The following is a 24,331-nucleotide window of genomic DNA, read 5'->3' as shown; positions in this document are numbered from 1 at the left end:
GTGCTTGGGGCATCGGGATATGCCCCAAGCAGTTGTGTTCAGATGGTTTGGTCGTAATCGCCGACACCGGGCTCGGTTCGGATGACGGCGTCAATGTCCGCGAAGATGGCGCGCATCTCAGCCTCGCTTTCGCTGCTTTCACAGACGACGACCAGATTGGGGGTATTGGACGAAGCCCGCACCAGGCCCCAGCTTCCGTTGTCCAGAATCACGCGTGCGCCGTTCACCGTGACCACTTCTTTGATTGCGCGGCCAGCGAGTGTTTCGCCCGCATCTCCCTTGGCGACCAGCTTGTCGACCAGCCGCTGAAGAATATCATATTTCTCGGTATCGGCGGCGTGTGGTGACATCGTGGGGGTAGACCAGGTCTTGGGCAGGGCCTTGCGCAGGTCCGACATGCTCTTGCCCGGGTTGCGGTCCATCAGTTTGCAGATTTCGACTGCGACACGCATTCCACAGTCGTATCCACGCCCGATCGGTTCGGCCAAAAAGTAGTGGCCTGATTTTTCGAACCCTGCCAGTGCCCCGATTTCCTTGACGCGGCGCTTCATGTGGCTGTGGCCGGTCTTCCAGTAATCGGCTTTGACGCCCAGGGCCTGCAACTCGGGGTCGCTGGCAAACAGACCGGTGGATTTCACATCCGCAACAAAGGTCGATCCGGGGTGAAGCTTGGCCAGATCACGCGCCATGATCACGCCAACCTTGTCGGCAAAGATCTCCTCGCCCTCATCATCGACGACGCCGCAGCGGTCTCCGTCACCGTCAAACCCCAGCGCCAGGTCGGCACCGCTGGATTTCACCGTGGCGGCCATGTCGTGCAGCATCTCCATAGCTTCCGGGTTCGGGTTGTAGTTGGGGAAGGTAAAGTCCAGCTGGTTATGGCTGGGCACGACCTCAACCCCGATCCGCTCGAAAATCTCGGGCGCAAAGGCCGAAGCCGTGCCGTTGCCTGTTGCGCAGACCACTTTCAGCGGGCGGGACATTTTGAAATCCCCGACCAAGTCGTCGATATAGGCCTCTTTGACGCCATCGACGAACTCGTACGAGCCGCCTTCGCGCGCGACCCCCTCGCCGTTCAGAACGATGTCACGCAGTTCCGACATCTCATCCGGACCATGGGTCAGCGGGCGGTCAAAACCCATTTTGACCCCGGTCCAGCCGTTCGGGTTGTGGCTGGCGGTAACCATGGCCACTGCGGGCACATCCAGATGGAACTGCGCAAAATAGGCCATTGGGCTGAGCGCAGGGCCGATGTCTTTGACACGGATACCAGCCTGCATCAGGCCCAGCATCAGGGCATTCTTGATCGCCAATGAATAATCTCGATAGTCGTTGCCGACTGCGATCACAGGCTCGATCCCGCGTCTGTGCATCTGCGTGCCAAGCCCCAGCCCAAGCGCGGTCATGCCGGGCAGGTTGATCTCTTCAGGATATTTCCAACGGGCATCGTATTCACGGAACCCGGTGGGCGTGATCATCGCGTCGCGCAGAAAGTTCCAGCTGTTGGGTGTTACCTCGGTGAGGGGTTTGATCATAAGAAATCTCAATCTTTAAATCTGTATCGGATTCGCTTTAGCAAGCGCATCAAATCGCATCAATGTGTCAACAAGTAGGGGCATCTGGTCGAGCGGGATCATATTTGGCCCGTCCGATGGGGCCGAGTCCGGATCCTGATGGGTTTCAATGAACACGGCCCCAACACCCAGAGAAACCGCGGCGCGGGCCATCACGGGTGCAAATTCGCGTTGTCCGCCCGAAGACCCGCCCTTGCCTCCGGGTTGCTGCACGGAATGGGTGGCGTCCATCACCACCGGATACCCGGTCTTCGCCATTTGGGGCAGCGCACGCATATCGGCAACCAGCGTGTTGTAGCCAAATGAGGTGCCACGTTCGGTCAGCAGGATATTCTGATTTCCGGTGCTTTCGATTTTGTCGACGATGTTGGTCATTTCCCAAGGTGCAAGGAATTGCCCCTTTTTCACATTGACCGCTTTGCCGGTGTTCCCGGCCGCCAGCAGCATGTCGGTCTGACGGCACAGGAATGCCGGAATTTGCAGAACGTCCACCGCCTCGGCGGCGATGGCGCATTGCGCTTCGGTATGAACATCGGTCAGAACCGGGATACCCATCGTTTTGCGGATGTCATCCAGTACGTTCAGCCCCGCATCGATGCCCATGCCACGCTTGCCCGACAGGGATGTTCGGTTCGCCTTGTCATAAGACGCCTTGAAGACGTATTGCGCCCCGGCTGCGTCGCAGGCTTCTTTCATTTTGCCCGCGATCATCTGCGCATGGTCTGCCGTTTCAAGCTGACATGGCCCAGCTATGATGGTCAGCGGAAGGTCGTTGCCGACTGTCAGGTCGGAGATTTTAACATGTTTCATGAGTTTTATGAGGATACCTGTTCACGAAGGACCGACGCGGTAAGCGAGATCATCAGGTAGATACCAGCAAACAACAGGAATGCCAAAATCGTATTTTCGAACTTGCGCGGATAACTGGGTTCCTGACTGGGAACGGGGTTGACCGAGACGGTCAGATAGCGCACCTGCCGGTTGGCTTCGGACCGGGTCGCTTCCATTTGCTGCATTGCCGTTTGCAGCATCATGTCACGCGCCGCCAGGTCCGCCTGCGCGATCTGGATACGCACGCTCAGCCGCGCCAGCGAGTTTTCGCCGTCCGAGGCATCCTGCATCTCGGCATTCAGTTCTCTCAGAACTTTTTCCAGGCGGGCGATATCTGCCTTGACGCCATCAACCTTTGCCTTGTTCGGGCGCAGGTTGTCCTGAAGCGCGGCGAGCTCAAGCTCTTTGTCCTGAACCAGTATTTCGATTTCGTTGATGCGGGCACGCAGGCTGGCAATGACGTTTTCGGGGTCAAGAACCGCACCCTGAAGCTGAAGCTCGATCAACTCTTCCTGAGCCTGCCTGCGCGCTTCCTGCGCCGCTTCGAAACTTTGCAGCGCGTCGCGCATCTGGTCTTCACGTTTTTTTCCGGACAAGGCATTCACCCTGTCTTCGGCATAAGAGATCAGGCGCTCGGAAAATTCGGTCGATGTCTGCGCGTCGGGGGCGGCAACCTCCATCCGAATGACCCCTTCGGTCGGGTCATAGCCGATGGTGATCATGCGTTTGAACAGCTTATAGGCGTCTTCAAGCGAGGCGTCCGGTGCCAGTCTTTGAATAGGGTCGATCCATTCCTGCTTGAAGACATCAGAAAACCCGGCATCGCGGTCCAGCAACAGCAAAGCTTCTTTCGATTCCAGAAAGGACTGAACCGAGATCGAATCCTGCGTGGTGGCGAATTGCGTACCGGCAAGAAGACCGCCGATATTGCCCGGTCCGCCATCCGCTTGCAGGATCAGGAATTCGGAATCGCTGGCATACATCGGCGTGGCGATGCGGTAGAAATAGAGGCCGACAATGAAGGTCGGCAGGAACACAAAGGCCGCCAGACGCGCAAACAGTCCAAACAATTTACGCTTGCGACGACGGGCGATGTCTTTTTGGATTTGGCCAATTTCAAAATTGCGCCGCTCAGCCGGGCTGAGCTCGGGCCCGGGCAGGTTTGTTTTCTCGGCACCCATGGCCTGCGGCAGTTGAACGTTGATCCTGTCCTTGGGTTTGTCACCCTCGTCCGATGGCCTTGCGGCGGCAAGGTCCAGAAGATTGGTGCGCTGGAAGGGGTCGATGCCCTTTTTGCGCAGCAATCGCACCGCGTCATAGTCCGACGTCGCGGCCAGACCGTGTTTCTGCGCCAGACGTCGTGCGATACGCAATTGACGGCCCGTCAGGCCTTCGCGCTTGATGTCATCCAGCTGCGTGCCGGGCTGCGCTTCGCCGGCGGCCTCGGGGCCCTGCGTCGCGTTGCGAATACGCGAGATGGCGTCCGATCGCGCCTCGGCCGAACTTTCCGACTGGCGTCTGCGGCGCCAGTTGTATTTTCTAACCTTGGGTTTCGTAGTCATAAAGCTGCTTTGCCTCTTCCAAGGAGTCAAACATATACAATTGCCCGTCCAGAAGTACGGCCGCTTTCTGGGCGAATTTCTCCAACACGGACGGGCTGTGCGATACGATCACCAAAGTCGTCGTGCGCAACCTTTCCTTCAGGATCGCCCCTGCCTTTTCGTTGAATTCGACATCTGTCGTCGCCGGCATCCCTTCGTCGATGAGATACATGTCAAAGTCCAGCGCCAGCATCAAAGAAAAGGTGAAACGCGCCCTCATCCCAGAGGAGTAAGTGGCAAGGGGCTGGTCGAAATATTCGCCCAGACCGCAGAGCCATTTGCAGTAGGCCTCGATATAGTCGGGGTCCATACCGTAGATCTTGGCGATGTAGCGCGCGTTCTCAAGCGCTGACAGTTTTCCCGACACGCCACCGGTGAACCCCATGGGGAAAGAAACCCGGCATTCGCGACGGACCACGCCTTCGTCGGGTTTCTCCAGGCCGGCCATCATGTTGATCAACGTGGTTTTTCCGGTTCCGTTCGGGGCCAGAACGCCCAGTGAGGTACCCAGTTCGACCCGAAACGAGACCCGATCCAGAATCACCTTGCGGCGCGTTCCGGTCCAGAAGGATTTGCTGACGTTGTCGAATTCTAGCATTCGGGGTCTGCTGCTCGTTTCGTTCGTGTTGTCGCACTTGCGGGCGGCCAGAAAGGGTATTTTTTACCGTCCCATGTTGGCTACATTATGTCGAATTATGAAACAAATGATCAATGCGGTCCGGTTGCGCGCATGAATGTCTGATTGGGTGCAGCAAAGGTTATCGGTCACTTGGTGCCGCGTCAGGTCGTTATTATCTGTTTTGGCAGCCAACAACAGACCGGATGGGCAGGGGCCTTCAGGATCAGATGAACGCGTTACGTCAGGAAATCCGCGCCTGCCGCTTGTGTGCCGACAGGTTCGCGCAAACAGAAACCGCACACGAGCCGCGCCCGGTGGTCTGGTTCCGCCCCGGAACACCGATCCTTGTCGCGGGGCAGGCACCGGGCGCCCGTGTGCACGAGTCGGGGCGGCCCTTCACCGACCCGTCCGGCGACAGGCTGCGGCACTGGCTGGGGATTGGTGAGTCGGTTTTTTACGATCGCGACCGTGTTTCGATCGTACCGATGGCGTTCTGCTTTCCTGGGTATGATGCGCGCAATGCTGATCTTCCGCCACCTGCGATTTGCCGCAAGACCTGGCACGACCGGGTGATGCAGGACCTGGGGCGTGTGCCGCTGACCGTGTTGGTCGGAGGTCATGCACACAAGTTTCATCTTGGCGCGCGCGGGTCGGTGACGGACACCGTTCGCAACTGGCGGGACCATGCGCCGCGGGTCTTTGCCTTGCCTCACCCGTCCTGGCGCAATACGGCATGGTTGAAGAAAAACCCGTGGTTCGAGGCTGAACTGCTGCCTGTTTTGCGTACACGGGTCCAAGAGGTGCTGAATGACTGAATCCACGGCGTTGGACACTGCGCATGCCGCGATGCAGGCGGACCCGACAAGTGATGCCGCCCGTCTGCGTTTCTTTGAACGGCTTGCGGATAGCGAGCTGTTTCTGATGCTGACCGAAGAAGCGCGGGACGAGAATATCTCGCCCGAATTGTTCGATGTGGCTGACGGGCGCTTTGTTCTGGCCTTTGATCGTGAGGACCGGCTGGCGCAGTTTGCCGAGCGGCCCGTGCCTTATGTGGCGCTGTCGGGGCGGGTGCTTTCGGGGATGCTGTCGGGGCAGGGCATCGGGCTTGGTCTGAACCTGGAGACTGCGCCATCTTCCATGCTGGTCCCGGCGGAAGCCCTGGAATGGTTGGCTGAAACGTTGCAACACAGCCCGCAAGAGGTCGAGGAAGAGCTTGCCGAGTTTTTGCCCCCTGCCGGTCTGCCGCAGAACCTGCTGACCGCGCTGGATGCGAAACTGGCGACGGCGGGCGGACTTGCCAGCGCAGCCTATCTGGTTGCCACCAAGTCCAAATCGGGCGCGCAGGGCCATCTGTTGGGATTTGTCGATGCGATTGAAGGGGCCGAGCCCGCTTTGGCCAAGGCCGCGTCCGAGGCGCTGACCTTTTCCGGGATTGAGGCAGGCGCGATGGATGTCGGGTTTTTCACCGCAAGCGAGGCCGCCGCCGCGCTTCTGGCCAAGGTGGGCCTTCGGTTTGATCTGCCCCAGCCGCAAATTGCCGGAGCGGTCCGCGAAGCCCCCGGCAGCAATCCGGACAACCCACCCATTCTGAAATAACCATCCAAACGCAAACACGCGGCACAAGCTGCACCGCGTGTCGTTGCGCCTGGGATATGTTTATTCCGCCGCCGCTTCCAGCTTGTCCTGCGTGCGGGTTTCGAAATCGCTGGCGTCGTGGCGTTCGTGAAGCTGCGTGTGCGGCTCGCCAAAGGCGCGGTTGACCATGCGGCCACGCTGAACCGCAGGGCGCGCGTCGATTGCCTTGGCCCATCGCATGACGTTCTTGTAGGATTCCACGTCCAAGAACTCTGCCGCGCTGTAAAGGCGGCCCAGAACCAACTGGCCATACCAGGGCCAAATCGCCATGTCCGCGATGGAATAGTTTTCGCCCGCGATGAAGGTTTTTTCCGCCAGTTCACGATCCAAAACATCCAGTTGGCGCTTGGTCTCCATGGCGAAACGGTTGATCGGGTATTCCCATTTCTCGGGTGCATAGGCGTAGAAATGCCCGAACCCACCGCCCAGATACGGCGCGCTGCCCATCTGCCAGAACACCCAGTTCATCACCTCGGTCCGCTCCGGGCCGGATGCGGGCAGAAACGCGCCGAACTTTTCAGCCAGATGGAACAGGATCGAGGCGCTTTCAAAAACACGAACAGGTTTGTCGCCCGACCGATCCCAAAGCGCGGGGATTTTCGAGTTCGGGTTGGCCTCGACAAAGCCCGAGCTGAATTGGTCGCCTTCTCCGATGTTGATCAGCCAGGCGTTGTATTCAGCGCCTTCATGACCAAGTGCCAACAGCTCTTCCAGCATCACCGTGACTTTCACGCCATTAGGTGTCGCGAGCGAGTACAGCTGAAGAGGATGCCGTCCGACCGGCAGGTCCTTGTCATGGGTCGCGCCGGCGATCGGCCGGTTGATGTTGGCGAATTGTCCGCCACTTTTACTGTCCCAGGTCCAGACCGTTGGAGGGGTATACGAGGATTGGTCGCTCATCTCTTGCCTTTCTTGCCTATGTCAGGGCTGCCATACAGCTAATATTGCAAACCGCCGAGTCCAACCCTACTCAACTGGCGTATTCTGTAACAATCCGCCGCCAAACTCTCACGTTTTCTCGTGTCGGGTCACAGCGGCGTTAGGGGGACTACGCACCGCTTGGGAATCGCATATTGTCCTGTCAGACCTGCCGCAAGGCATCACGGATTTAGTTGACCCGAAAAGGATAGACGACATGAAACGCTTTGCATTGACACTCGCTACGGCCATAGCTCTGGCGGTTCCGGCTTTTGCCGGCCCTCAATATATCGACGGCACAGGTTTTGCTGTTTCGGGTTATGATGTCGTTGCCTATCGCAGCCTGGATCAGATGCCAGTTGGCCAGTCGCAGCCCGAAGGTGTGCGTGGAAATACCAACATCACCGCCGAGTACAACGGTGCGACCTGGGCATTTGCGACCGAGGAAAACCGCGACAAATTCCTTGAAAACCCAGCATACTACGCGCCGCAATATGATGGGCACTGCGCTTACGGCGTGTCGCGTGGTGGCAAGGTTCCTGCAAATCCAAACCTGTGGCGGATCGTGGATGACAAGCTGTATCTCAACATCACCGACGTGGTTGTCGGATTTTTCGAGGAAGACATTCCAGGCAATATCAATCTTGCCGAAGGCAACTGGCCCGGTATCGAACCAAGCGACGCCTCGACCAATGTGATCCCGAAATTCACGTCGGAAGGCCCGGTTTCAAACTGATCCGGCATCAAAAGAACCAAGCCCGGCTGGTCAAGCCGGGCTGAGGCCGTTACCCCGCAAGCCAGAATTGATCCCGAATATCCTGATCGGCATCAAACCTGATCCGTACACTTTTGGCCCCCGGAAACTTCCGTTCGCGGATCGTATCGGGGATGATGACTTCTCCGGCGCCGGTATCTTTTGACTGGAAGCTCAGAATTTCAGCCTCGGTGTGACGCGCGTTGGTCAGGACGGTCGTTGGCAAGGCCACGCGATTTGCCCCATGATGCACGGGCGTGGTGACAAAATAGGTCAGATGCCGCCCGTAACACCCGACCGCGTCGGGAACGTGATCCGAGACACATGCATCAGATGTGTCCTGAGTATCGGCTTCATCGTGCATTTGCGGCAACCTCTGGTCGGGATTCAGAATCGCCTTGCAGGCGGCGATATCTTCCAGCGGAAGTTCGATGATGCGCTTTTTCAAACGGGGGCGGCGCGGTTGCGGAGGGCCGGAACTGGCACCACCTTTTGTAACCAACCCTTCCTTGCGCAGAAAATCATAAGCCGCTTTGGCGCGCGAAAAACCGGAACTGTCCCCATCCGTATGATCAGGATGTGAATGGAAGGCGATCTGCCTCCAGGCGTCCCTGATCGCTTGGGAACCGGCGCAGGGACTCAACCCCAGATCCGCCAACGCATCCGCGCGCGCCCGCACTTTATCGACAGGTTCCATACTCAAAACACTCTTTACAAACTACACAGAACCAGTGTGGTCACAGTCATAGTTTTGTCAAATTTCAGGGATGATTTGCCGGGCTGGGGACAACAATCGCGATGCTGAGATTCAATTGTCCCTCAAAGGCACCGTTTTACGGGCGGGGTTGTGAAACAGTACACATCTTCTGAAACGACAAACGCCCGGGCGTAAACGTAACCCGGGCGAATCATTGGGTTTTTTGAAAGTCAGGCGACGTTTTCCAACTCAACGCTCGGTGTAATGCCCAGTGCAAAGCAGACATCGCGCGTCAGTTCGGGACGGTTCAGGGTATAAAAGTGCAGCTTGTCCACGCCGCCTTCGATCAGGTCTGAACACAGCTCTGTGCAGATTGCCGTGGCCAACAGATCCTCACGCTCGTCGCGCACCGCCTTTTCAAACGCCTGTTCGACCCACTGGGGAATATGCGTGCCACAGCGCTTGGCGAAGTTGCGAGCACCTGCCCAGTTCTCGATCGGCAAGATGCCAGGCACGATCGGTTTGTCGATGCCGGCCTTGACGCAAGCATCGCGGAACCGGAAAAAGGTTTCGGCTTCGAAAAAGAACTGCGTCAGCGCTTCGTCTGCGCCTGCGTCCAGCTTGGCCTTCAGCCAGTCCACATCCGCAGCCATGTTTGCGGCCTCGGGGTGGGTGTCGGGATAGGCCCCGACACGAATGCTGAACATTTCGGTTTCGGCCAGTGCCTCGATCAGTTCGACTGAACTGGAAAACCCGTCGGGGTGCGGCACAAACTTGTCCTGACCCTTCGGCGGGTCGCCGCGCAGGGCGACGATGTCCTGCACGCCGGCGCGCGCAAAGGTGTCTGCGATCTCCAGCGTTTCCTGCCGCGAAGCATCGACACAGGTCAGATGAGCGGCCACGTTCAGGCCCGATGACTTGTGAAGGGTCGAAACCGCGTCGCGTGTCAGTTCACGCGTCGTGCCACCAGCGCCGTAGGTGACGGAAACAAAGCGGGGATCCAAAGGGGCCAATGTCTGGACCGTGTCCCAAAGGCGGAAAGAGGCTTCCAAAGTTTTGGGCGGAAAGAACTCGAAGGAAATTTCAGGTTTGGACATCGTGGCCTCACTGGATCAACTGAGCCTCTTGTGCCATGGCGAGCATTGTGAAACAAACTCATATTACTCAACAACAACATGAATGCTGTTTGAAATGCATATTGAATTCCGGCACCTGCGCACCATCAAGGCGATCCATGAATGCGGCGGGCTGGCCCGCGCTGCGGATCAGTTGAACATCACCCAGTCCGCATTGAGCCATCAAATCAAAGGGTTGGAGGATCAGGCCGGGGTCGAGCTGTTTCTGCGCCGTTCCAAACCCATGAAACTGTCGGCTGCCGGTTTGCGCCTGTTGCGATTGGCCGAGCAGATCCTGCCGCAGGTCGAAGCCGCCCAGAATGAATTTTCTTCGCTGCGGGACGGGCGCACAGGGCGGATGCACATAGCCATTGAATGCCACGCCTGTTTCGAATGGCTGTTCCCGGTGCTCGAATCCTTCAGGAAATCTTGGGGTGACGTCGATGTCGATATCCGCCCCGGTCTGGCCTTCGACGCGCTTCCGGCCTTGCAGAAGGAAGAGGTCGATCTGGTGGTCTCGTCCGATCCCGAAGACCTGCCGGGCGTCGAATTTGTCGAACTTTTTGATTATAACGCGGTGTTTGTGGCCGCTTCGACCCATCCCCTGGCCAAGAAAGGCTTTGTCGAGGCCGAGGATTTTCGCGGCCAGACCCTGATCACCTATCCGGTGGAACGCACGCGTCTGGATGTGTTCAGCCAGCTGTTGATCCCGGCACGGGTTGAGCCTGCAACGATCCGGCAGGTGGAACTGACCGCCGTCATTCTGCTGCTGGTTGCATCGAACCGGGGCATTTCAGTGCTGCCGGATTGGGTTGTGCGCGAGGTCAAATACAACTCGGACTACGTCACCAGACCCTTGACGAAAGAGGGTATTACACGGCGTCTCTATGCCGCGGTCCGGTCGGAAGATCTGGAGAAACCCTTTGTGCAGGAACTGGTGAAACTGGCCCGGGAAGAAGCGCGCAAGCTGCAATCCCAGTAACGGCGTTTCCTGCGGGTCTGTTATGCGCATCATTCCTCTTGGCAAGGGCGCATTGCGGCAGTATACGCGCGGTTTGACCGGACAGGAGCCTTTTGACAATGGTTGGCAGCGCAAATCTCAACATCATGATCAAGGCCGCGCGCAAGGCGGGGCGTTCTTTGGTCAAGGATTTCCGTGAAGTCGAGAATCTGCAGGTGTCGATGAAAGGTGCCGGTGATTTCGTCTCGAAGGCCGACATCGCCGCCGAAGCCATCCTGAAAGAAGAGCTGCTGGGCGCACGGCCGACCTATGGCTGGCTGGCCGAAGAGGGCGGCTCCATCGATGGCGAGGATCCGACCCGCCGCTGGATCGTCGATCCGCTGGACGGCACCACCAATTTCCTGCACGGCCTGCCGCATTGGGCGATTTCCATAGCCCTGGAACACAAGGGCAAAATCGTTGCCGGCGTGATCTATGACGCCGCCAAGGACGAGATGTTCTTTGCTGAAAAGGGTGAAGGCGCCTGGATGAACGACACCCGTATTCGCGTGTCGGGTCGTCATCGCATGATTGAATCGGTCTTCGCGACCGGTTTGCCCTTTGGTGGCCGCTCGGATCTGCCTGCGACTTTGCAGGATCTGGCGCGTCTGATGCCCGCCTGCGCCGGTGTGCGTCGTTGGGGCGCCGCCGCGCTGGATATGGCATATGTAGCCGCGGGCCGGTACGAAGGCTTCTGGGAGCGCCGCCTGAATGCGTGGGATCTGGCCGCCGGTGTGATCATCGTCAAAGAGGCTGGCGGCTTCGTGCAGGCGCTGAACCCTGAAGGCAACGTGCTGGAAGATGGTGAAGTGATCTGTTCAAACGAACCGATCTTCGATCAGTTCGCAAAGGTGATCCGGGGCTAGGCGCCCTTTGAACCGGCTTTAGCGGCGCGGAACGCGCGGAATGCGGGATTGTGACAACTTGTACTTCGCCTCCGGGTGGGGCGGATGTCCATGGGTTCGATCCCAGAACTGAATTCCGCCGCGTCTCAGCCACAGCGGTATGCACAGGATCAGGCCAACGGCAAACCCCCCGGTATGGGCCCAATAGGCGATGCCGCCTTCGTCCGGATTGCTGGTGACGCTGCCAAAGAACTGTATCGCCAGCCAGACGCCCAGCATGATGAAGGCGGGAATGGTAAAGACCCTGAAATAGACGACCAGGATCAGCAGGATATCGACCCGTGCTTTCGGGAACAGCAACAGATACCCGCCCATCACGCCCGCAATCGCGCCCGAGGCCCCAACAGTGGGAACTTGGGACTCGGGCCCGGTGATTACGTGAAACAGGCCCGCGCCGATTCCTGCCGCCATGTAAAACAGCAGGAAGGGCAGATGGCCCATCTCGTCTTCCAGATTGTCACCGAAGATCCACAGAAACAGCATGTTGCCCGCCAAGTGCATCCAGCCCCCGTGCAGGAACATGGATGTCACGAGGGTTTCCAGCCCAAACCCGTCGCTGACCCGCGCCGGAATAATGGCGTAGTCGAAAAACAGCCTGCCGATCCGCGGCCCATCATCCATGATCCCAACATAGCTGAGGAAGATCAGGATATTGGCCGCCAGCAAGGCATAGACAACATAAGGTGTGCGCCCCGAGGGGTTATGGTCGCGGATCGGAAACATGCCGTGACGCTGGGCTTTTGTGCGTCCAGCGTCAAGGCAAGCTTATGCCGCACCTCCCAACAACGCGGCGTTTCCGCCCGCCGCGGTCGTGTCCACGCAGACATGGCGTTCACCCAGAACACGCGCGCGGTCGGGCTTGCCGGGCATAAGCGGCAGAATCGGGCCGTCGCGGCGCGCCAGATGCTGTTCGATCTGCCGCGCTGTTTCGTCATCTCCCCACCACAACACGCCCGAAATGCCGGTCAGGTTTTCCAACCGGTGCAAGTCAAGCATCCCGGTCGCCTGAATGGCGGTGCCACCCATCGCGTGTACAGCATCGGCCTGCGCACGCGCTGCGGCCTCTCCGGGTCCCAAGCACAGAAGAGGCGGACGGGGATACTCGCTCAGGCGGTTCGATTCACCGGTCGGGCCGGGCAGGGACCGGGTTTTGACCGGCGCAGGTTGACCTTGTGCAGCAGGCAGATCAGCCACGGCGCCCCAGGTATCCGCCGTGCTTTGACGGTCGGGTGCGCAGAACCGGATCATGTAGTTCGGCCCGCCCGCCTTGGGGCCCGTGCCTGACAATCCTTCGCCACCAAAGGGCTGAGACCCGACGATGGCGCCGATCTGGTTGCGGTTCACATAGATGTTGCCCGCATGGATCGCCTCGGTCACATGCTGCACGCGGTCGTCGATGCGGGTGTGCAGGCCGAAGGTCAGGCCGTATCCGGTGGCGTTGATATCGGCGATGATCTTGTCGATCTCTTGCGACTTGAACCGGGCGACGTGCAGCACCGGGCCGAACACCTCGCGTTCCAGCGCGGCGATGCCAGAGATCTCGATCAGTGTCGGCGCAACAAAGATACCTTCGGGCGGCAACGGAAGCTCTTTCAGCACCCGCCCTTCGTGGCGCGCCTTGGTCACATGCTCGACGATGCCCTGACGGGCCTGTTCGTCGATCACCGGTCCGCAATCCGTCGACAAAAGCCAGGGGTCGCCGACCGACAGCGCATCCATCGCCCCTTTGAGCATGGTCAGAACGTCATCGGCGATGTCTTCCTGCAAATACAGGCAGCGCAGGGCGGAACAGCGCTGGCCCGCCGACTGAAAGGCGCTTTCGATGATCGACTGCACGGCTTGTTCGGGAAGGGCGGTGCTGTCGACGATCATTGCATTCAGACCGCCGGTTTCCGCAATCAGCGGCGTACCGGGGCGCATGGATCCGGCCATCGCCGCACGGATTTTCAGCGCGGTGGCTGTTGACCCTGTGAAGGCCACGCCCGAGACGCGCGGATCCGACGTCAGCGCCGCACCCACGGCGGGCCCACCTGGCAACAGTTGCAGCACATCGCGTGGTACCCCCGCCTCGTGCATAAGCTGAATGGCACGATGTGCGATCAGGGGCGTCTGGGGCGCAGGCTTGGCCAGAACTGCGTTTCCGGTTGCCAGCGCAGCAGAGATCTGCCCAGAGAAAATCGCCAGCGGGAAGTTCCACGGGCTGATGCAGGTGAAAATCCCCGCGGGTTCGGCATCGGGGATGTTGGCTGCATAGTAACGCAAGAAATCCACCGCCTCGCGCAGTTCGGCCACCGCATCGGGCAGCGACTTCCCAGCCTCACGCGCCAGCAGGGCAAACAACTCGCCATAATGGGCTTCGTAAAGATCGGCTGCGGCATTGAGGATGCCGGCGCGTTGGGCAGCGGGGGCATCCCAGGGGTTGGCCGAGGCCAATGCCATTTCCACATCCGCCGCGCTGGCTGGGGCCACCGCGCCGGGCCTGTCCTGCGGCCGTGCCGGATTGATCACCGGCTCATCCGCATCGGGTTTGGCCGCATCGGCCAGCAAGGGTTGCGCATACCAGTGATGGGCGCGGAACTGATCCCGTGCCGCATCAATCTGATCCAGGGTTGGTGTGTGATGCAGGTCAAAACCCTTGGAATTCGGTCTTTCAGGCTGGAACAATTCCGGCCCGGTCGGCAGTGCGGGCGGAGGGGTCCGGATCGCAACAAACGGATCGGCGGCGACCACTTCCGGTGGCACATCCTCGTCCACAATCTGGTTGACGAAGGATGAATTCGCACCGTTCTCCAACAAGCGCCGAACCAGATAAGCCAGCAAGTCGCGATGCGCCCCCACCGGTGCATAGATGCGGCACCGGGTGTTCTGCTTGTCCATCACGATCTGATGCAAGGTCTCGCCCATGCCGTGCAGGCGCTGAAATTCGAACGGTTGATCTTTGGCCATGTGAAGGATGGCGCTGACCGTGTGCGCGTTGTGCGTGGCAAATTGCGGATAGATCCGATCGGTCATGCCCAGCAGTTTGCGTGCATTGGCGATATAGGAGACGTCGGTTGCCGCCTTGTGCGTGAAGACGGGAAAGCCATCCACCCCTTCTACCTGCGCGCGTTTGATCTCGGTATCCCAATAGGCGCCTTTGACCAATCGCACCATAATCTGGCGATCGTGGCGTTCGGCCATGCCATACAGCGTATCCAGTACCAGGCCTGCGCGCGGGCCATAGGCCTGAACCACGATGCCAAACCCGTGCCAGCCGGCAAGGGCCGGGTCGGACATCACCGCCTCTATCACCTGCAACGACAGCGACAGGCGATCCGCCTCTTCTGCATCGACGTTCAGGCCCATTCCGGCCGCCTTGGCCAGCAGGGCCAGCGCCCGCAGCCGCGGCACCAGCTCGTCCATCACACGCTGTTCCTGTGCCAGCTCATAACGGGGGTGCAGGGCGGACAGTTTTACCGAAATGCCCGGGTTGGAGCGGATGTCGTCATGGGTGCAGGCCTCGGCAATGGCCGAGATGGCGCGGGAATAGGACAGGTGATAGCGCGCCGCGTCCGCTTCGGTTCGGGCCGCTTCGCCCAGCATATCGTAGGAATAGGTATAGTCTTTTTCCTCCATCCCGCGTGCGCGGTCCATGGCGGACTGAATGGTTTCCCCCAGAACGAACTGCCGGCCCATCTCTTTCATCGCGCGTGCCACGGCAGTGCGGATCACCGGCTCGCCCAGCCGCTTGATCGCACCGCGCAGCGCCCCGACCGGAGACGCCTTGCCCTCGTCCAGCACCTTTCCGGTCAACATCAGCGCCCATGTCGAGGCGTTCACCAGCGAGGACGAGGATTGCCCCAGATGCTTGCCCCAATCGGAGGGCGCGATCTTGTCTTCGATCAACGCGTCAATTGTGTCGGCATCCGGCACGCGCAGCAACGCTTCGGCCAGACACATCAGGGCGATGCCTTCGTCGGTGGACAGGCCATATTCGGCCAGAAACACCTCCATCAACCCCGGAGAGGTGCTGGACCGGATATCGCGCACAAGCTGCGCAGCCGCGGCGCCGATGGCGCTGCGATCCGTGTCCGTCAGGCTGGCCTGAGAGATCAGTGTCTCAAGAACTGCCGACTGATCGGCATAGGTGGAAGTATCGATGAGGGTGCGCAGGCTGTGTGACATATGTCCTCCGGTCTTTGTGATAATATAATGCGGAAAAATCAGGACAACGGACTGAGTTTGATGTAATTGAAGGAGAATGACCTGAATTTTTGGCAGCGGACAGTTCAAATGAGTTTTCCTGATCTTGATCGGTTTGACCGGTCGATTCTAAGGATTCTGGCCGAGGACGGCCGTATCTCGGTGGCCGATCTTGCGCGCGAGATCGGGCTGTCGAAATCTCCGACGCAGGCGCGGCTCAAACGGCTGGAGGCGAGCGGAGTGATCACGGGCTATCGGGCGATGCTGGATCCGATCCGGCTGGGCCTGGATCACGTCGCGTTTGTCGAGGTGCGTTTGACCGATACCCGCGAAAAGGCGCTGGCCGAGTTCAACGCAGCCGTCCGCAAAACCGCCGAGGTCGAGCAGGCCCATATGATCGCGTCCAATTTTGACTATCTTCTGAAAGTGCGCACCGCCACGATGTCGGAATACCGCCGTGTATTGGCCGAGAAGATCTCGTCTCTGCCGCATGTCGCCAATACCTCAACTTTTGTTGCGATGGAGGCCGTGAAGGAAACCGGTATGCTGGGCGGTTTTGAACATCAGCCTTGACGCGGTGGAATTATGGCCCACCCTTGTTTCGTGATGCGAACCTATGCCGCAACGTTTTTTTTGATCGCGTGTTCATGCTCGGCCATGGCCGAGACATGCCCCACGGCTCCGGATCATATCGAAGGGGTGGATGCGCTGATCAAGCAGGTCCAAAAGGCGCAATCGCAAAGCGACGCCCGCGTCATTTCGAATAAAATGTGGGAACTTTGGACAGACGCGCCGGATGCCCGATCGCAGACCCTGCTGGATCGGGGAATGGCGCGACGAGAGGCGTGGGATTTGTCGGGCGCATTGGACGATTTCAACCAACTTGTCGAATATTGCCCGGATTACGCCGAAGGCTACAATCAGCGTGCTTTCGTAAACTATCTGAGGCAGGATTTTGACGCGGCATTGCGCGACCTGAATGTCACGATCGAAATGTCGCCAAACCATATCGGTGCGCTGAGTGGGCGGGCTTTGTCCCTGTTGGGGTTGAGACGCCTGGAAGACGCGCGCGCAGCACTGTCCGAGGCGCTTGAGCTCAACCCGTGGCTGTCCGAGCGGGACTTGTTGGAGCCAGGCGGCCTTCTGGAGCCGCCCGGAGAAGATATCTGACAGCCGGATCGGGCAAGTTTGGACGCCGGTCGCAAATCGCCAAACAGGTGCCTTTCGCGGCCACCTCGGGGACTTTGGCCCCGTAATCAGAAGGGCAAATGGGAGGCAAAGCCGTCAGCGTGACAGTATCCGGCGCTTTTCGGCCATGGCTTCGCGTCGCCGCTGCTCGATCCCGAGTTTGAAAGATTCTTCAACAAAGTCGATGTGATCCTTTGCCGCTTTTTCGGCCCGCTTCTCATCCCCTTCGATCACCGCGCGTCCAAGTTCGAGATGTTGTTGCAGCAACTTTTCGCCGGTCCCGTCAATCGTGCGCAGGAAGTCGCGATTGTAGAAAACGCCCTTGCGGGTGAGTTCGTAGATCGACGCCATCATGTGGATCAGGGTCGCGTTCTGGCTGGCATCCACAATCGCGGAATGCAGCGCAAAGTCCGCCTCTTGCGAAGCCTTGGCGTCCTGCTCCTGCCAGGCACGCTCGTTTTCATCAAGGATCTCGGAAATCCGTTCCTTGTCTGCCTTGGTGGCGCGACGTGCGGCAAGCCGGGCCGCGAAACCTTCCTGCTCGCGGCGATACTCCAGATAGTCGAAGAAAGCCGGCTCGTGGCGTTCGTACAAAGCAAGAAGCGCGGGCATCATGGCTTGTCCGGTCAGGGCCGCGACGAATGTCCCCTCACCGTGTTGCGTTGTGACCAGCCCGCGTTCTTCCAGCACCTGAAGGGCCTCGCGCAGCTTCGGGCGCGACACGCGCAACATCTCGGCCAGATCACGCTCGGAAGGCAGTTTCCGGCCCTGCTTCAGGATGCCCGAAGCGATCAGGTCCTCGACCTGTGAAACCACCGCATCAGCCAGCGATTCGTGTCCAACCGGTTCAAAAATCGCCGTGGTGTTCATGAGATATTGCCCCGTGTGACGCTGAAATAACCAGAATAACTGGTAAACAAAGATAACCATATCCGTTCAGATTTCAAGCGCGAGGCTGTTCTTCCCGAACGTGAATTAGGTGTCTGTTTCTGAATGATTTTTGGAGAATCTGTTGGTTTTTGGGGCAGTCATATCGGGATTTTGCAGGGCTTGTAGAAGGCGAGATTCCAGTTTCGGTTAGCGCCAGTGGTAAAGAAAGTTATTGACTGGTTTAAGCTGGTAAAGTTAGTTTACCACCGGAGCGGCGCTGGAAGAGCCTGCGCCACTGATCGGAGAAAACCCGACCAACCCTGGAGGAGATTTCATGAAGAAGACCCTGACAAGCCTGGCCGTGGCCGCCAGCCTGCTGGCCGCCCCCGCAGTTGCGGCGGACAAGCTGCTGCTGAAAACACCGATTGCCTTTTCGACCGAACTGCCGGGCCTGGGTTCGCCTATTCCACGTGTGGCTGATCAGCTGGAACTGATGTCCGGTGGCACGTTGAAGATGAAGGTGTACGAGCCGGGAAAACTGGTGCCGCCCTTCGAAATTCTGGACGCCGTGTCCACCGGCAAGATCAACTCGGGTTACACCACGGCTGGTTACTGGGCCGGAAAAATCCCGGCTGCGCCGCTGTTCTCGGCCGTGCCGTTCGGCCCCGAGGCGGGCGAATACATGGCTTGGCTGTATTATGGCAACGGCATGACCCTGTATCAGGAGATGTATGATCAGGCCGGTTACAACGTCAAAGTACTGCCCTGTGCCATCATCGCGCCGGAAACCTCGGGCTGGTTCGCGTCCGAAATCAATTCGCCCGAGGACCTGAACGGGCTGAAGATGCGTTTCTTTGGTCTGGGCGGCAAGGTGATGCAAAAACTGGGTGTGGCGACCTCGCTGCTGCCAGGTGGCGAGATCTTCCCCGCATTGGAAAAAGGCGCGATTGACGCGACCGAGTTTTCAATGCCTGCCATCGACGCGCGCCTGGGCTTCCACAAGCTGGTCAAGTTCAACTATTTCCCGGGCTGGCATCAGCAGGCGACCGTGTTTGAACTGCTGATCAACAAGGACGTCTGGAACGAAACCAGCGATCAGCACAAGGCAATCATCGAAAGCGCCTGCAAGGCTTCGATGGCGGACAGCTTTGCCGAAGGCGAAGCCATCCAGCACGCGGCCCTGATCGACAACGTTGAAAACAACGGCGTCACCATCAAGCAGTGGTCGCCCGAGATGCTGGATACCTTCCGCGCGACCTGGGAAGAGGTTGCCGCAGAAGAAGCCGCCAATGATGCCTTCTTTGCCAAGGTTCTGGCCGACATGAACGAATTCCGTGACGGCTATAACCTCTGGAAGACGAACGCCTTCCTCCCACGTCAGTAATCTCTCCCTCACTGACGTTGCCGGGGCGGCCCGATCCGCCGCTCCGGTTCCTGCTTTTCGATCTTCGGACTTTCTAACCTTTCACTACCCGTATTCCGGGTTGCTGAGCGAGGAATGACCATGACCACCCAAAAGAACCTCAACGATCCGGTCGAAGCCTATGAAGGCATCCTGGAACACCCCGATTCCGACCGCCAGAAAATCGCCGTCGCGATCGACGCCGGGGTCAAGGCTGTGGGTCATGTCGTCATGTGGGCCAATGTCCTGCTGATGGGCGCGATCTTCGCACAGGTCTCGCTGCGCTACCTGTTAAGCCAGAACTACCCGAAACTGGATGAGATCCAGTGGCATTTCTATGGAATCGTCACGATGATCGGCATCTCGTATGCCTTGATCACCGACAGCCATGTGCGTGTGGACGTCCTGCATATGCAGCTTTCGCGCCGCGCGCAGCGGATCATCGAGGTGATCGGCATCCTGACCCTGCTGACCCCGTTCATCTATCTGATGGTCGATCAGGGCTATGATTATTTCTACGAAAGCTTCCGCGTCAACGAACGCTCGGACAGCCCCACCGGCCTGCCTGCGCGTTGGGCTTTCAAGGCGGTGATTCCGATCAGCTTTGTGCTGTTGGCGCTGGCCGCGTTGGCACGGTTGATCCATGACGGGCACGCGCTGATCTACGGGCCGGCCTCGGAACGTGAAGGCGCGCCGCTGCGCCGTATTCTTCTGGTGCTGGCGGTATTCGCAGCCGTCTGCGTTGGCTTGACCTTCCTTGTCGAAACGACCGAGGAAAAGCTGGTCATAGCGATGTTCTTGACCTTCATCGCGCTTTTGTTCACCGGTTACCCGGTGGCGTGGGTGCTGGCCGGTGTCGGCGTCGCCTATTGCGGTCTGGCTTATCTGTTCGACAACGATCTGATGCTGTGGACCGGGTTGGAAAGCACCTTTACCGGGCTTGATTATCTGACGCTTGGCGCGGTGGTGAACCGGGTCTACGCGACCATGTCCAACGCGGTTCTGGTTGCCCTGCCGATGTTCATCTTCATGGGGCTGATGCTGGACGAATCCGGAGTGGCCGAGCGTCTGATGTCCTCGATGCAGCGCCTGTTCGGGACGGTGCGCGGAGGACTGGCCATCACCGTGACCCTGATCGGGATCATTCTGGCGGCCTCGACCGGCATTATTGGTGCCTCGGTTGTTCTGCTGGGCGTGCTGTCGCTGCCGTCGATGATGCAGCAGAAGTACCAGCCGACGCTGGCGGCGGGCGTGGTTTCGGCCTCTGGCACGCTGGGTATCCTGATCCCGCCCTCAATCATGCTGGTGATCATGGCCGACCAGATGGCGCTGTCCGTCGGAGACCTGTTCATGGCCGCGGTTTTCCCGGGCGTGATCATCGGCGCCTTGTATCTGACCTACATCTTCATTCTGGCTCTGGTGAAACGCGACGCGGCCCCCGTACCCGAAGGCGCGAAAGCCCCCGACTGGGCAGCCGTGAAGGACGTGCTGATCGCAGTCATCCCGACGCTGATGCTGATCCTGGCCGTGCTGGGGTCGATCTTTGCCGGTATGACCACACCAACCGAAGCGTCCGGCATCGGTGCCTTGGGTGCGACCCTGCTGGCGCTGGGCTATCGCAAGCTGACCTTTGCCAAACTGTGGAACGTGTTGGTGTCGACCTTCAACACCACCGCCTATATCTTTGCGATCTTCCTCGGTGCGACTGTGTTTTCCTATGTCCTGCGCGAGTTGGGCGGGGATGAGCTGATCGAACACGTGGTGCAATCCACCGGCTTTGGCGCCAGCGGGACAATTCTGTTCATCCTGTTCATCGTCTTCCTGCTGGGCTTCGTACTGGACTGGATCGAGATCACGCTGATCGTGCTGCCCCTGATGCGCCCCATCGTGAACGGTCTGGGCATCGACATCCCCGGCTTTGGCGTTCTGGATGAACCGGCGCTGGTGTGGTTCGTGATCCTGGTTGCGGTGACGCTGCAAACCAGCTTCCTGACGCCGCCCGTTGGCTTTGCCTTGTTCTATCTCAAAGGTGTTTGCCCACCAGAGATCAAGCTGACGCATATCTACAAGGGCATCATCCCATTTGTCCTGCTGCAATTGACCGGATTGGCGCTAGTGTTTCTGTGGCCGACCCTTGCCACCTGGTTGCCGTCGGTCGCCTACTAAGGAGCTTATCGGATGCGCCTGAGCCAATGTCATAACTTCCACGACTTCCGGCGGCTGGCCAAGCAACGACTGCCGGGGCCGATCTTCAATTACATCGACGGTGGCGCGGATGACGAGGTGACGTACCGGGAAAACACCAAGGCGTTCGACCGCTGCGATCTGTTGCCTTCGGTCCTGCGTGGGGTTTCGGACGTGGACATGTCCGTCACTGTGATGGGGCAGAAACTGGACATGCCGGTCTATTGCTCACCCACCGCGTTGCAACGCCTATTCCACCATCAGGGTGAGCGCGCCGTCGCGGCGGCGGCCGAGAAATACGGCACCATGTTCGGAGTTTCCTCTCTGGGAACCGTCTCGCTGGAGGAGCTGCGCCAAAAACACAAGAACCCGCAGGTCTATCAATTCTACTTTCACAAGGATCGCGGGTTGAACGCCGCCATGATGCAGCGTGCCAAAGAGGCCGGTGTCGAGGTCATGATGCTGACCGTCGACAGCATCACCGGCGGCAACCGCGAGCGTGATCTGCGCACGGGGTTCTCGATCCCGTTCCGCTTGACGCTGGGCGGCATGATACAGTTTGCGATCAAGCCGATGTGGGGCATCAACTATGTCACCCATGAAAAGTTCCGGCTGCCTCAGCTTGAAGAACATGTGGATATGGGCGGTGGGGCCAGCTCGATCGGCGGGTATTTCACCGATATGCTCGATCCGTCGATGAACTGGGATGACGTGGCGCAGATGGTGCGCGACTGGGATGGTCAGTTCTGCCTGAAGGGGATCATGACCGTCGAGGATGCCAAACGAGCGGCTGAGATCGGTTGCACCGGCATCATCCTGTCGAACCACGGTGGCCGCCAACTGGACGGATCGCGCACGCCGTTCGATCAACTGGCCGAGATTGTCGATGCCGTCGGCGACAAGCTGGACGTGATGATGGACAGCGGCATTCAGCGTGGCACCCATGTGCTTAAGGCGCTGTCGATCGGGGCCAAAGCCGTGGGTATCGGGCGGCACTACCTGTATCCTCTGGCTGCCGCAGGGCAGGCTGGGGTCGAACGGGCCCTTGGGCTGATGCGTGCCGAGATCGAGCGCGACATGAAGCTGATGGGTGTCACCAGTGTTGGCCAGCTCAGCCGCGAAAATATTCGTTTCCGCAATCCCTAACCCGAAACGGGGGCCGATATGACCAATGACGCGTTGATCAAACATTTCCGCTCTATCGTCGGTACGCGTCACGTGCTGATTGGAGAGCGCGCGACAGAGCGCTTTCGGCGCGGTTTCCGCTCGGGCGAGGGTGAGGCGCTGTGCGTCGTTCAGCCGGGGACCCTGCTGGAGCAATGGAAGATCCTGCAAGCCTGCGTTGCAGCCGACAAGATCGTCATCATGCAGGCGGCCAATACTGGCCTGACCGAAGGGTCTACGCCGTCCGGCACCTATGACCGTGACGTAGTTCTGATCAACACGCGTCGGATGGATACTCTGGTGCCCTTGAACGACGCAGAGCAGATCGTCAGCTTTCCGGGCGCCACGCTTTTTGCGTTGGAAAAACTGTTGGCCCCGTTCGGACGCGAGCCGCATTCGGTGATCGGTTCGTCCTGCATCGGCGCGTCGATCGTGGGTGGGGTATGCAACAATTCCGGCGGTTCTCTGGTAGAGCGCGGTCCGGTTTACACGGAACTTTCCGTCTATGCCCAAATCACCGAACAGGGTGAATTGGAACTGGTCAACCATCTGGGCATCGATCTGGGCAGCACGCCGGAAGAGATCCTTGCAAACCTCGATGCAGGCAGGTTCGAACGCAATCCCGGGGCAACCAACAAACGCGCGTCGGCCAGCGACTACGCACAGATCGTGCGGGACGTGAATGCGGAAACGCCTGCGCGGTTCAATGCGGACAAGGCCAAGCTTTTCGAATCTTCGGGCTCGGCCGGGAAGCTGGCCGTTTTTGCCGTGCGCCTTGACACCTTTCCCAAGAACGAGGTCGAGAAGGTGTTCTATGTGGGCACCAACAATCCCGACGATCTGGCGGACCTGCGGCGCCACATATTGTCAGAGTTCAAATCGCTGCCGGTTTCGGCCGAATACATGCATCGCGAAGCGTTCGATATTGCAGCACGCTATGGCAAGGACACGGTCGTGATGATCGACAAGCTTGGCACGGACCGTCTGCCGATGTTCTTTGCGATGAAAGGCGCCGTGGATGCACGCCTGCGGCGCATTCCGTTTTTGCGAAATTTCACTGATCGTTTCATGCAGGCAGCAATAGCTTTGTGGCCCCGTGTCCTGCCCAAACGGATGACGGACTTCCGCGACAAATACGAACATCACCTCATCCTGAAAATGAAGGATGAAGGTGTGTCCGAGGCCGCTGAGTGGTTGCCGCGATTTCTGAGTGACCGGGACGGCGGATTTTTCGAATGTGATGCGCGCGAGGCCAGGATCGCAGGCCTTCATCGTTTTGCGGCGGCAGGCGCGGCGGTGCGTTACATGGCGATCCATTCGGACGACGTCGAAGATATCATTGCACTTGACGTCGCACTGCGCCGCAACGACCAGGACTGGCTAGAGAAGCTGCCGCCTGAGATCGAAGACCAGTTGGTTCACAAACTCTATTACGGGCACTTCATTTGCCACGTGATGCATCAGGACTACATAGTCAAAAAAGGGGCTGACCCAAAAGCTCTGAAGGCCGCAATGTTGAAACTGTTTGACGAACGCGGCGCGGAATACCCTGCTGAACATAACGTGGGGCACCTTTACAAGGCCAAGCCGGACCTGGCGGCACATTACAAATGCTGTGACCCGACCAACGCGTTCAATCCGGGTATCGGCAAAATGTCCAAGGCGAAGAATTACCAATAGCCGGTTTTCCTG

General features: G+C 59.0%; 21 protein-coding genes. 11 read left to right on the top strand and 10 right to left on the bottom strand.

Going from position 1 to position 24,331, the window contains the following annotated elements; translation table 11 throughout:
- Positions 1-38: 38 nt before the first annotated feature.
- The 4 genes from GOW31_RS06770 to GOW31_RS06755 are packed head-to-tail and all read right to left on the bottom strand — an operon-like array spanning position 39 to position 4,604.
- The gene (locus tag GOW31_RS06770) at positions 39-1,535 is read right to left on the bottom strand and encodes a phosphomannomutase/phosphoglucomutase (protein ID WP_171118702.1); all 1,497 of its coding nucleotides are present in this window, start codon (positions 1,533-1,535) and stop codon (positions 39-41) included.
- A gap of 15 nt (positions 1,536-1,550) precedes the next feature.
- A complete protein-coding gene (gene kdsA, locus GOW31_RS06765; RefSeq protein ID WP_171118700.1) occupies positions 1,551-2,384 on the bottom strand; it encodes a 3-deoxy-8-phosphooctulonate synthase in 834 nt (277 codons plus the stop codon).
- A gap of 5 nt (positions 2,385-2,389) precedes the next feature.
- Positions 2,390-3,967, bottom strand: a complete 1,578-nt coding sequence (locus GOW31_RS06760) for a capsule biosynthesis protein (protein ID WP_171168867.1) — start codon at positions 3,965-3,967, stop codon at positions 2,390-2,392.
- Positions 3,945-4,604 carry an ABC transporter ATP-binding protein gene (locus GOW31_RS06755; RefSeq protein WP_152458943.1) on the bottom strand — a complete coding sequence of 220 codons (660 nt, stop codon included), beginning with the start codon at positions 4,602-4,604 and terminating at the stop codon, positions 3,945-3,947. The genes GOW31_RS06760 and GOW31_RS06755 overlap by 23 nt, the downstream gene beginning before the upstream one ends.
- Positions 4,605-4,828: 224 nt before the next feature.
- Between GOW31_RS06755 and GOW31_RS06750 the strand changes: the two genes are divergently transcribed.
- Together GOW31_RS06750 and GOW31_RS06745 are read left to right on the top strand one after the other, a co-directional pair.
- Positions 4,829-5,440, top strand: a complete 612-nt coding sequence (locus GOW31_RS06750) for a uracil-DNA glycosylase family protein (RefSeq protein WP_253283471.1) — start codon at positions 4,829-4,831, stop codon at positions 5,438-5,440.
- Positions 5,433-6,221: an SseB family protein gene (locus tag GOW31_RS06745; RefSeq protein WP_171168865.1), complete on the top strand. Its 789-nt coding sequence runs from the start codon at positions 5,433-5,435 to the stop codon at positions 6,219-6,221. The genes GOW31_RS06750 and GOW31_RS06745 overlap by 8 nt, the downstream gene beginning before the upstream one ends.
- Before the next feature lie 60 nt (positions 6,222-6,281).
- Here the strand turns inward: GOW31_RS06745 and yghU are convergent, their stop codons facing one another.
- A complete protein-coding gene (gene yghU, locus GOW31_RS06740; RefSeq protein ID WP_171168863.1) occupies positions 6,282-7,160 on the bottom strand; it encodes a glutathione-dependent disulfide-bond oxidoreductase in 879 nt (292 codons plus the stop codon).
- A 235-nt stretch (positions 7,161-7,395) separates the two neighbouring features.
- Here yghU and GOW31_RS06735 point away from each other — a divergent pair, with 235 nt between their 5' ends.
- Positions 7,396-7,914 carry a YHS domain-containing (seleno)protein gene (locus GOW31_RS06735; protein ID WP_171118692.1) on the top strand — a complete coding sequence of 173 codons (519 nt, stop codon included), beginning with the start codon at positions 7,396-7,398 and terminating at the stop codon, positions 7,912-7,914.
- Between the two features lie 49 nt (positions 7,915-7,963).
- Here the strand turns inward: GOW31_RS06735 and GOW31_RS06730 are convergent, their stop codons facing one another.
- Positions 7,964-8,629, bottom strand: a complete 666-nt coding sequence (locus GOW31_RS06730) for a J domain-containing protein (protein ID WP_171168862.1) — start codon at positions 8,627-8,629, stop codon at positions 7,964-7,966.
- Positions 8,630-8,859: 230 nt separating this feature from the next.
- Positions 8,860-9,726: a methylenetetrahydrofolate reductase [NAD(P)H] gene (gene metF / locus GOW31_RS06725; RefSeq protein WP_171168860.1), complete on the bottom strand. Its 867-nt coding sequence runs from the start codon at positions 9,724-9,726 to the stop codon at positions 8,860-8,862.
- A 94-nt stretch (positions 9,727-9,820) separates the two neighbouring features.
- Between metF and GOW31_RS06720 the strand changes: the two genes are divergently transcribed.
- Positions 9,821-10,726 carry a LysR family transcriptional regulator gene (locus tag GOW31_RS06720; protein ID WP_171119037.1) on the top strand — a complete coding sequence of 302 codons (906 nt, stop codon included), beginning with the start codon at positions 9,821-9,823 and terminating at the stop codon, positions 10,724-10,726.
- 98 nt (positions 10,727-10,824) lie between these two features.
- Positions 10,825-11,610 carry an inositol monophosphatase family protein gene (locus tag GOW31_RS06715; RefSeq protein ID WP_171118687.1) on the top strand — a complete coding sequence of 262 codons (786 nt, stop codon included), beginning with the start codon at positions 10,825-10,827 and terminating at the stop codon, positions 11,608-11,610.
- A gap of 18 nt (positions 11,611-11,628) precedes the next feature.
- Here GOW31_RS06715 and GOW31_RS06710 read toward each other — a convergent pair whose 3' ends face one another.
- Positions 11,629-12,372, bottom strand: a complete 744-nt coding sequence (locus GOW31_RS06710) for a rhomboid family intramembrane serine protease (protein WP_171168858.1) — start codon at positions 12,370-12,372, stop codon at positions 11,629-11,631.
- A 42-nt stretch (positions 12,373-12,414) separates the two neighbouring features.
- Positions 12,415-15,813 (bottom strand): bifunctional proline dehydrogenase/L-glutamate gamma-semialdehyde dehydrogenase PutA, encoded by a 3,399-nt coding sequence (gene putA, locus GOW31_RS06705; RefSeq protein ID WP_171168856.1) that lies wholly within the window; start codon positions 15,811-15,813, stop codon positions 12,415-12,417.
- 108 nt (positions 15,814-15,921) lie between these two features.
- Here putA and GOW31_RS06700 point away from each other — a divergent pair, with 108 nt between their 5' ends.
- A complete protein-coding gene (locus tag GOW31_RS06700) occupies positions 15,922-16,404 on the top strand; it encodes an Lrp/AsnC family transcriptional regulator (RefSeq protein WP_152458934.1) in 483 nt (160 codons plus the stop codon).
- An 84-nt stretch (positions 16,405-16,488) separates the two neighbouring features.
- A complete protein-coding gene (locus GOW31_RS06695; protein WP_254441664.1) occupies positions 16,489-17,001 on the top strand; it encodes a hypothetical protein in 513 nt (170 codons plus the stop codon).
- Between the two features lie 114 nt (positions 17,002-17,115).
- On the opposite strand, the gene GOW31_RS06690 is transcribed toward GOW31_RS06695, so the two are convergent.
- Positions 17,116-17,889, bottom strand: a complete 774-nt coding sequence (locus GOW31_RS06690) for a FadR/GntR family transcriptional regulator (RefSeq protein WP_152458933.1) — start codon at positions 17,887-17,889, stop codon at positions 17,116-17,118.
- Positions 17,890-18,223: 334 nt separating this feature from the next.
- On the opposite strand from GOW31_RS06690, the gene GOW31_RS06685 reads away from it, so the two are divergent.
- The 4 genes from GOW31_RS06685 (at position 18,224) to dld (ending at position 24,319) form a co-directional block, all read left to right on the top strand.
- Positions 18,224-19,273 carry a TRAP transporter substrate-binding protein gene (locus GOW31_RS06685; RefSeq protein ID WP_152458932.1) on the top strand — a complete coding sequence of 350 codons (1,050 nt, stop codon included), beginning with the start codon at positions 18,224-18,226 and terminating at the stop codon, positions 19,271-19,273.
- A gap of 114 nt (positions 19,274-19,387) precedes the next feature.
- Positions 19,388-21,457 carry a TRAP transporter large permease subunit gene (locus tag GOW31_RS06680; RefSeq protein WP_371813720.1) on the top strand — a complete coding sequence of 690 codons (2,070 nt, stop codon included), beginning with the start codon at positions 19,388-19,390 and terminating at the stop codon, positions 21,455-21,457.
- A 12-nt stretch (positions 21,458-21,469) separates the two neighbouring features.
- Complete coding sequence (locus tag GOW31_RS06675) at positions 21,470-22,621, top strand: alpha-hydroxy acid oxidase (RefSeq protein WP_171118676.1); 1,152 nt, start codon at positions 21,470-21,472, stop codon at positions 22,619-22,621.
- 18 nt (positions 22,622-22,639) lie between these two features.
- Positions 22,640-24,319 carry a D-lactate dehydrogenase gene (dld, locus tag GOW31_RS06670; RefSeq protein WP_171168855.1) on the top strand — a complete coding sequence of 560 codons (1,680 nt, stop codon included), beginning with the start codon at positions 22,640-22,642 and terminating at the stop codon, positions 24,317-24,319.
- The last annotated feature ends 12 nt before the right edge of the window (positions 24,320-24,331 follow it).

The organism is Ruegeria sp. HKCCA0370 (assembly GCF_013033705.1).
Lineage (GTDB): Bacteria > Pseudomonadota > Alphaproteobacteria > Rhodobacterales > Rhodobacteraceae > Ruegeria.
The sequence above is the reverse complement of the archived record's forward strand: the minus strand, read 5'-3'. Positions and strand labels throughout refer to the sequence as shown.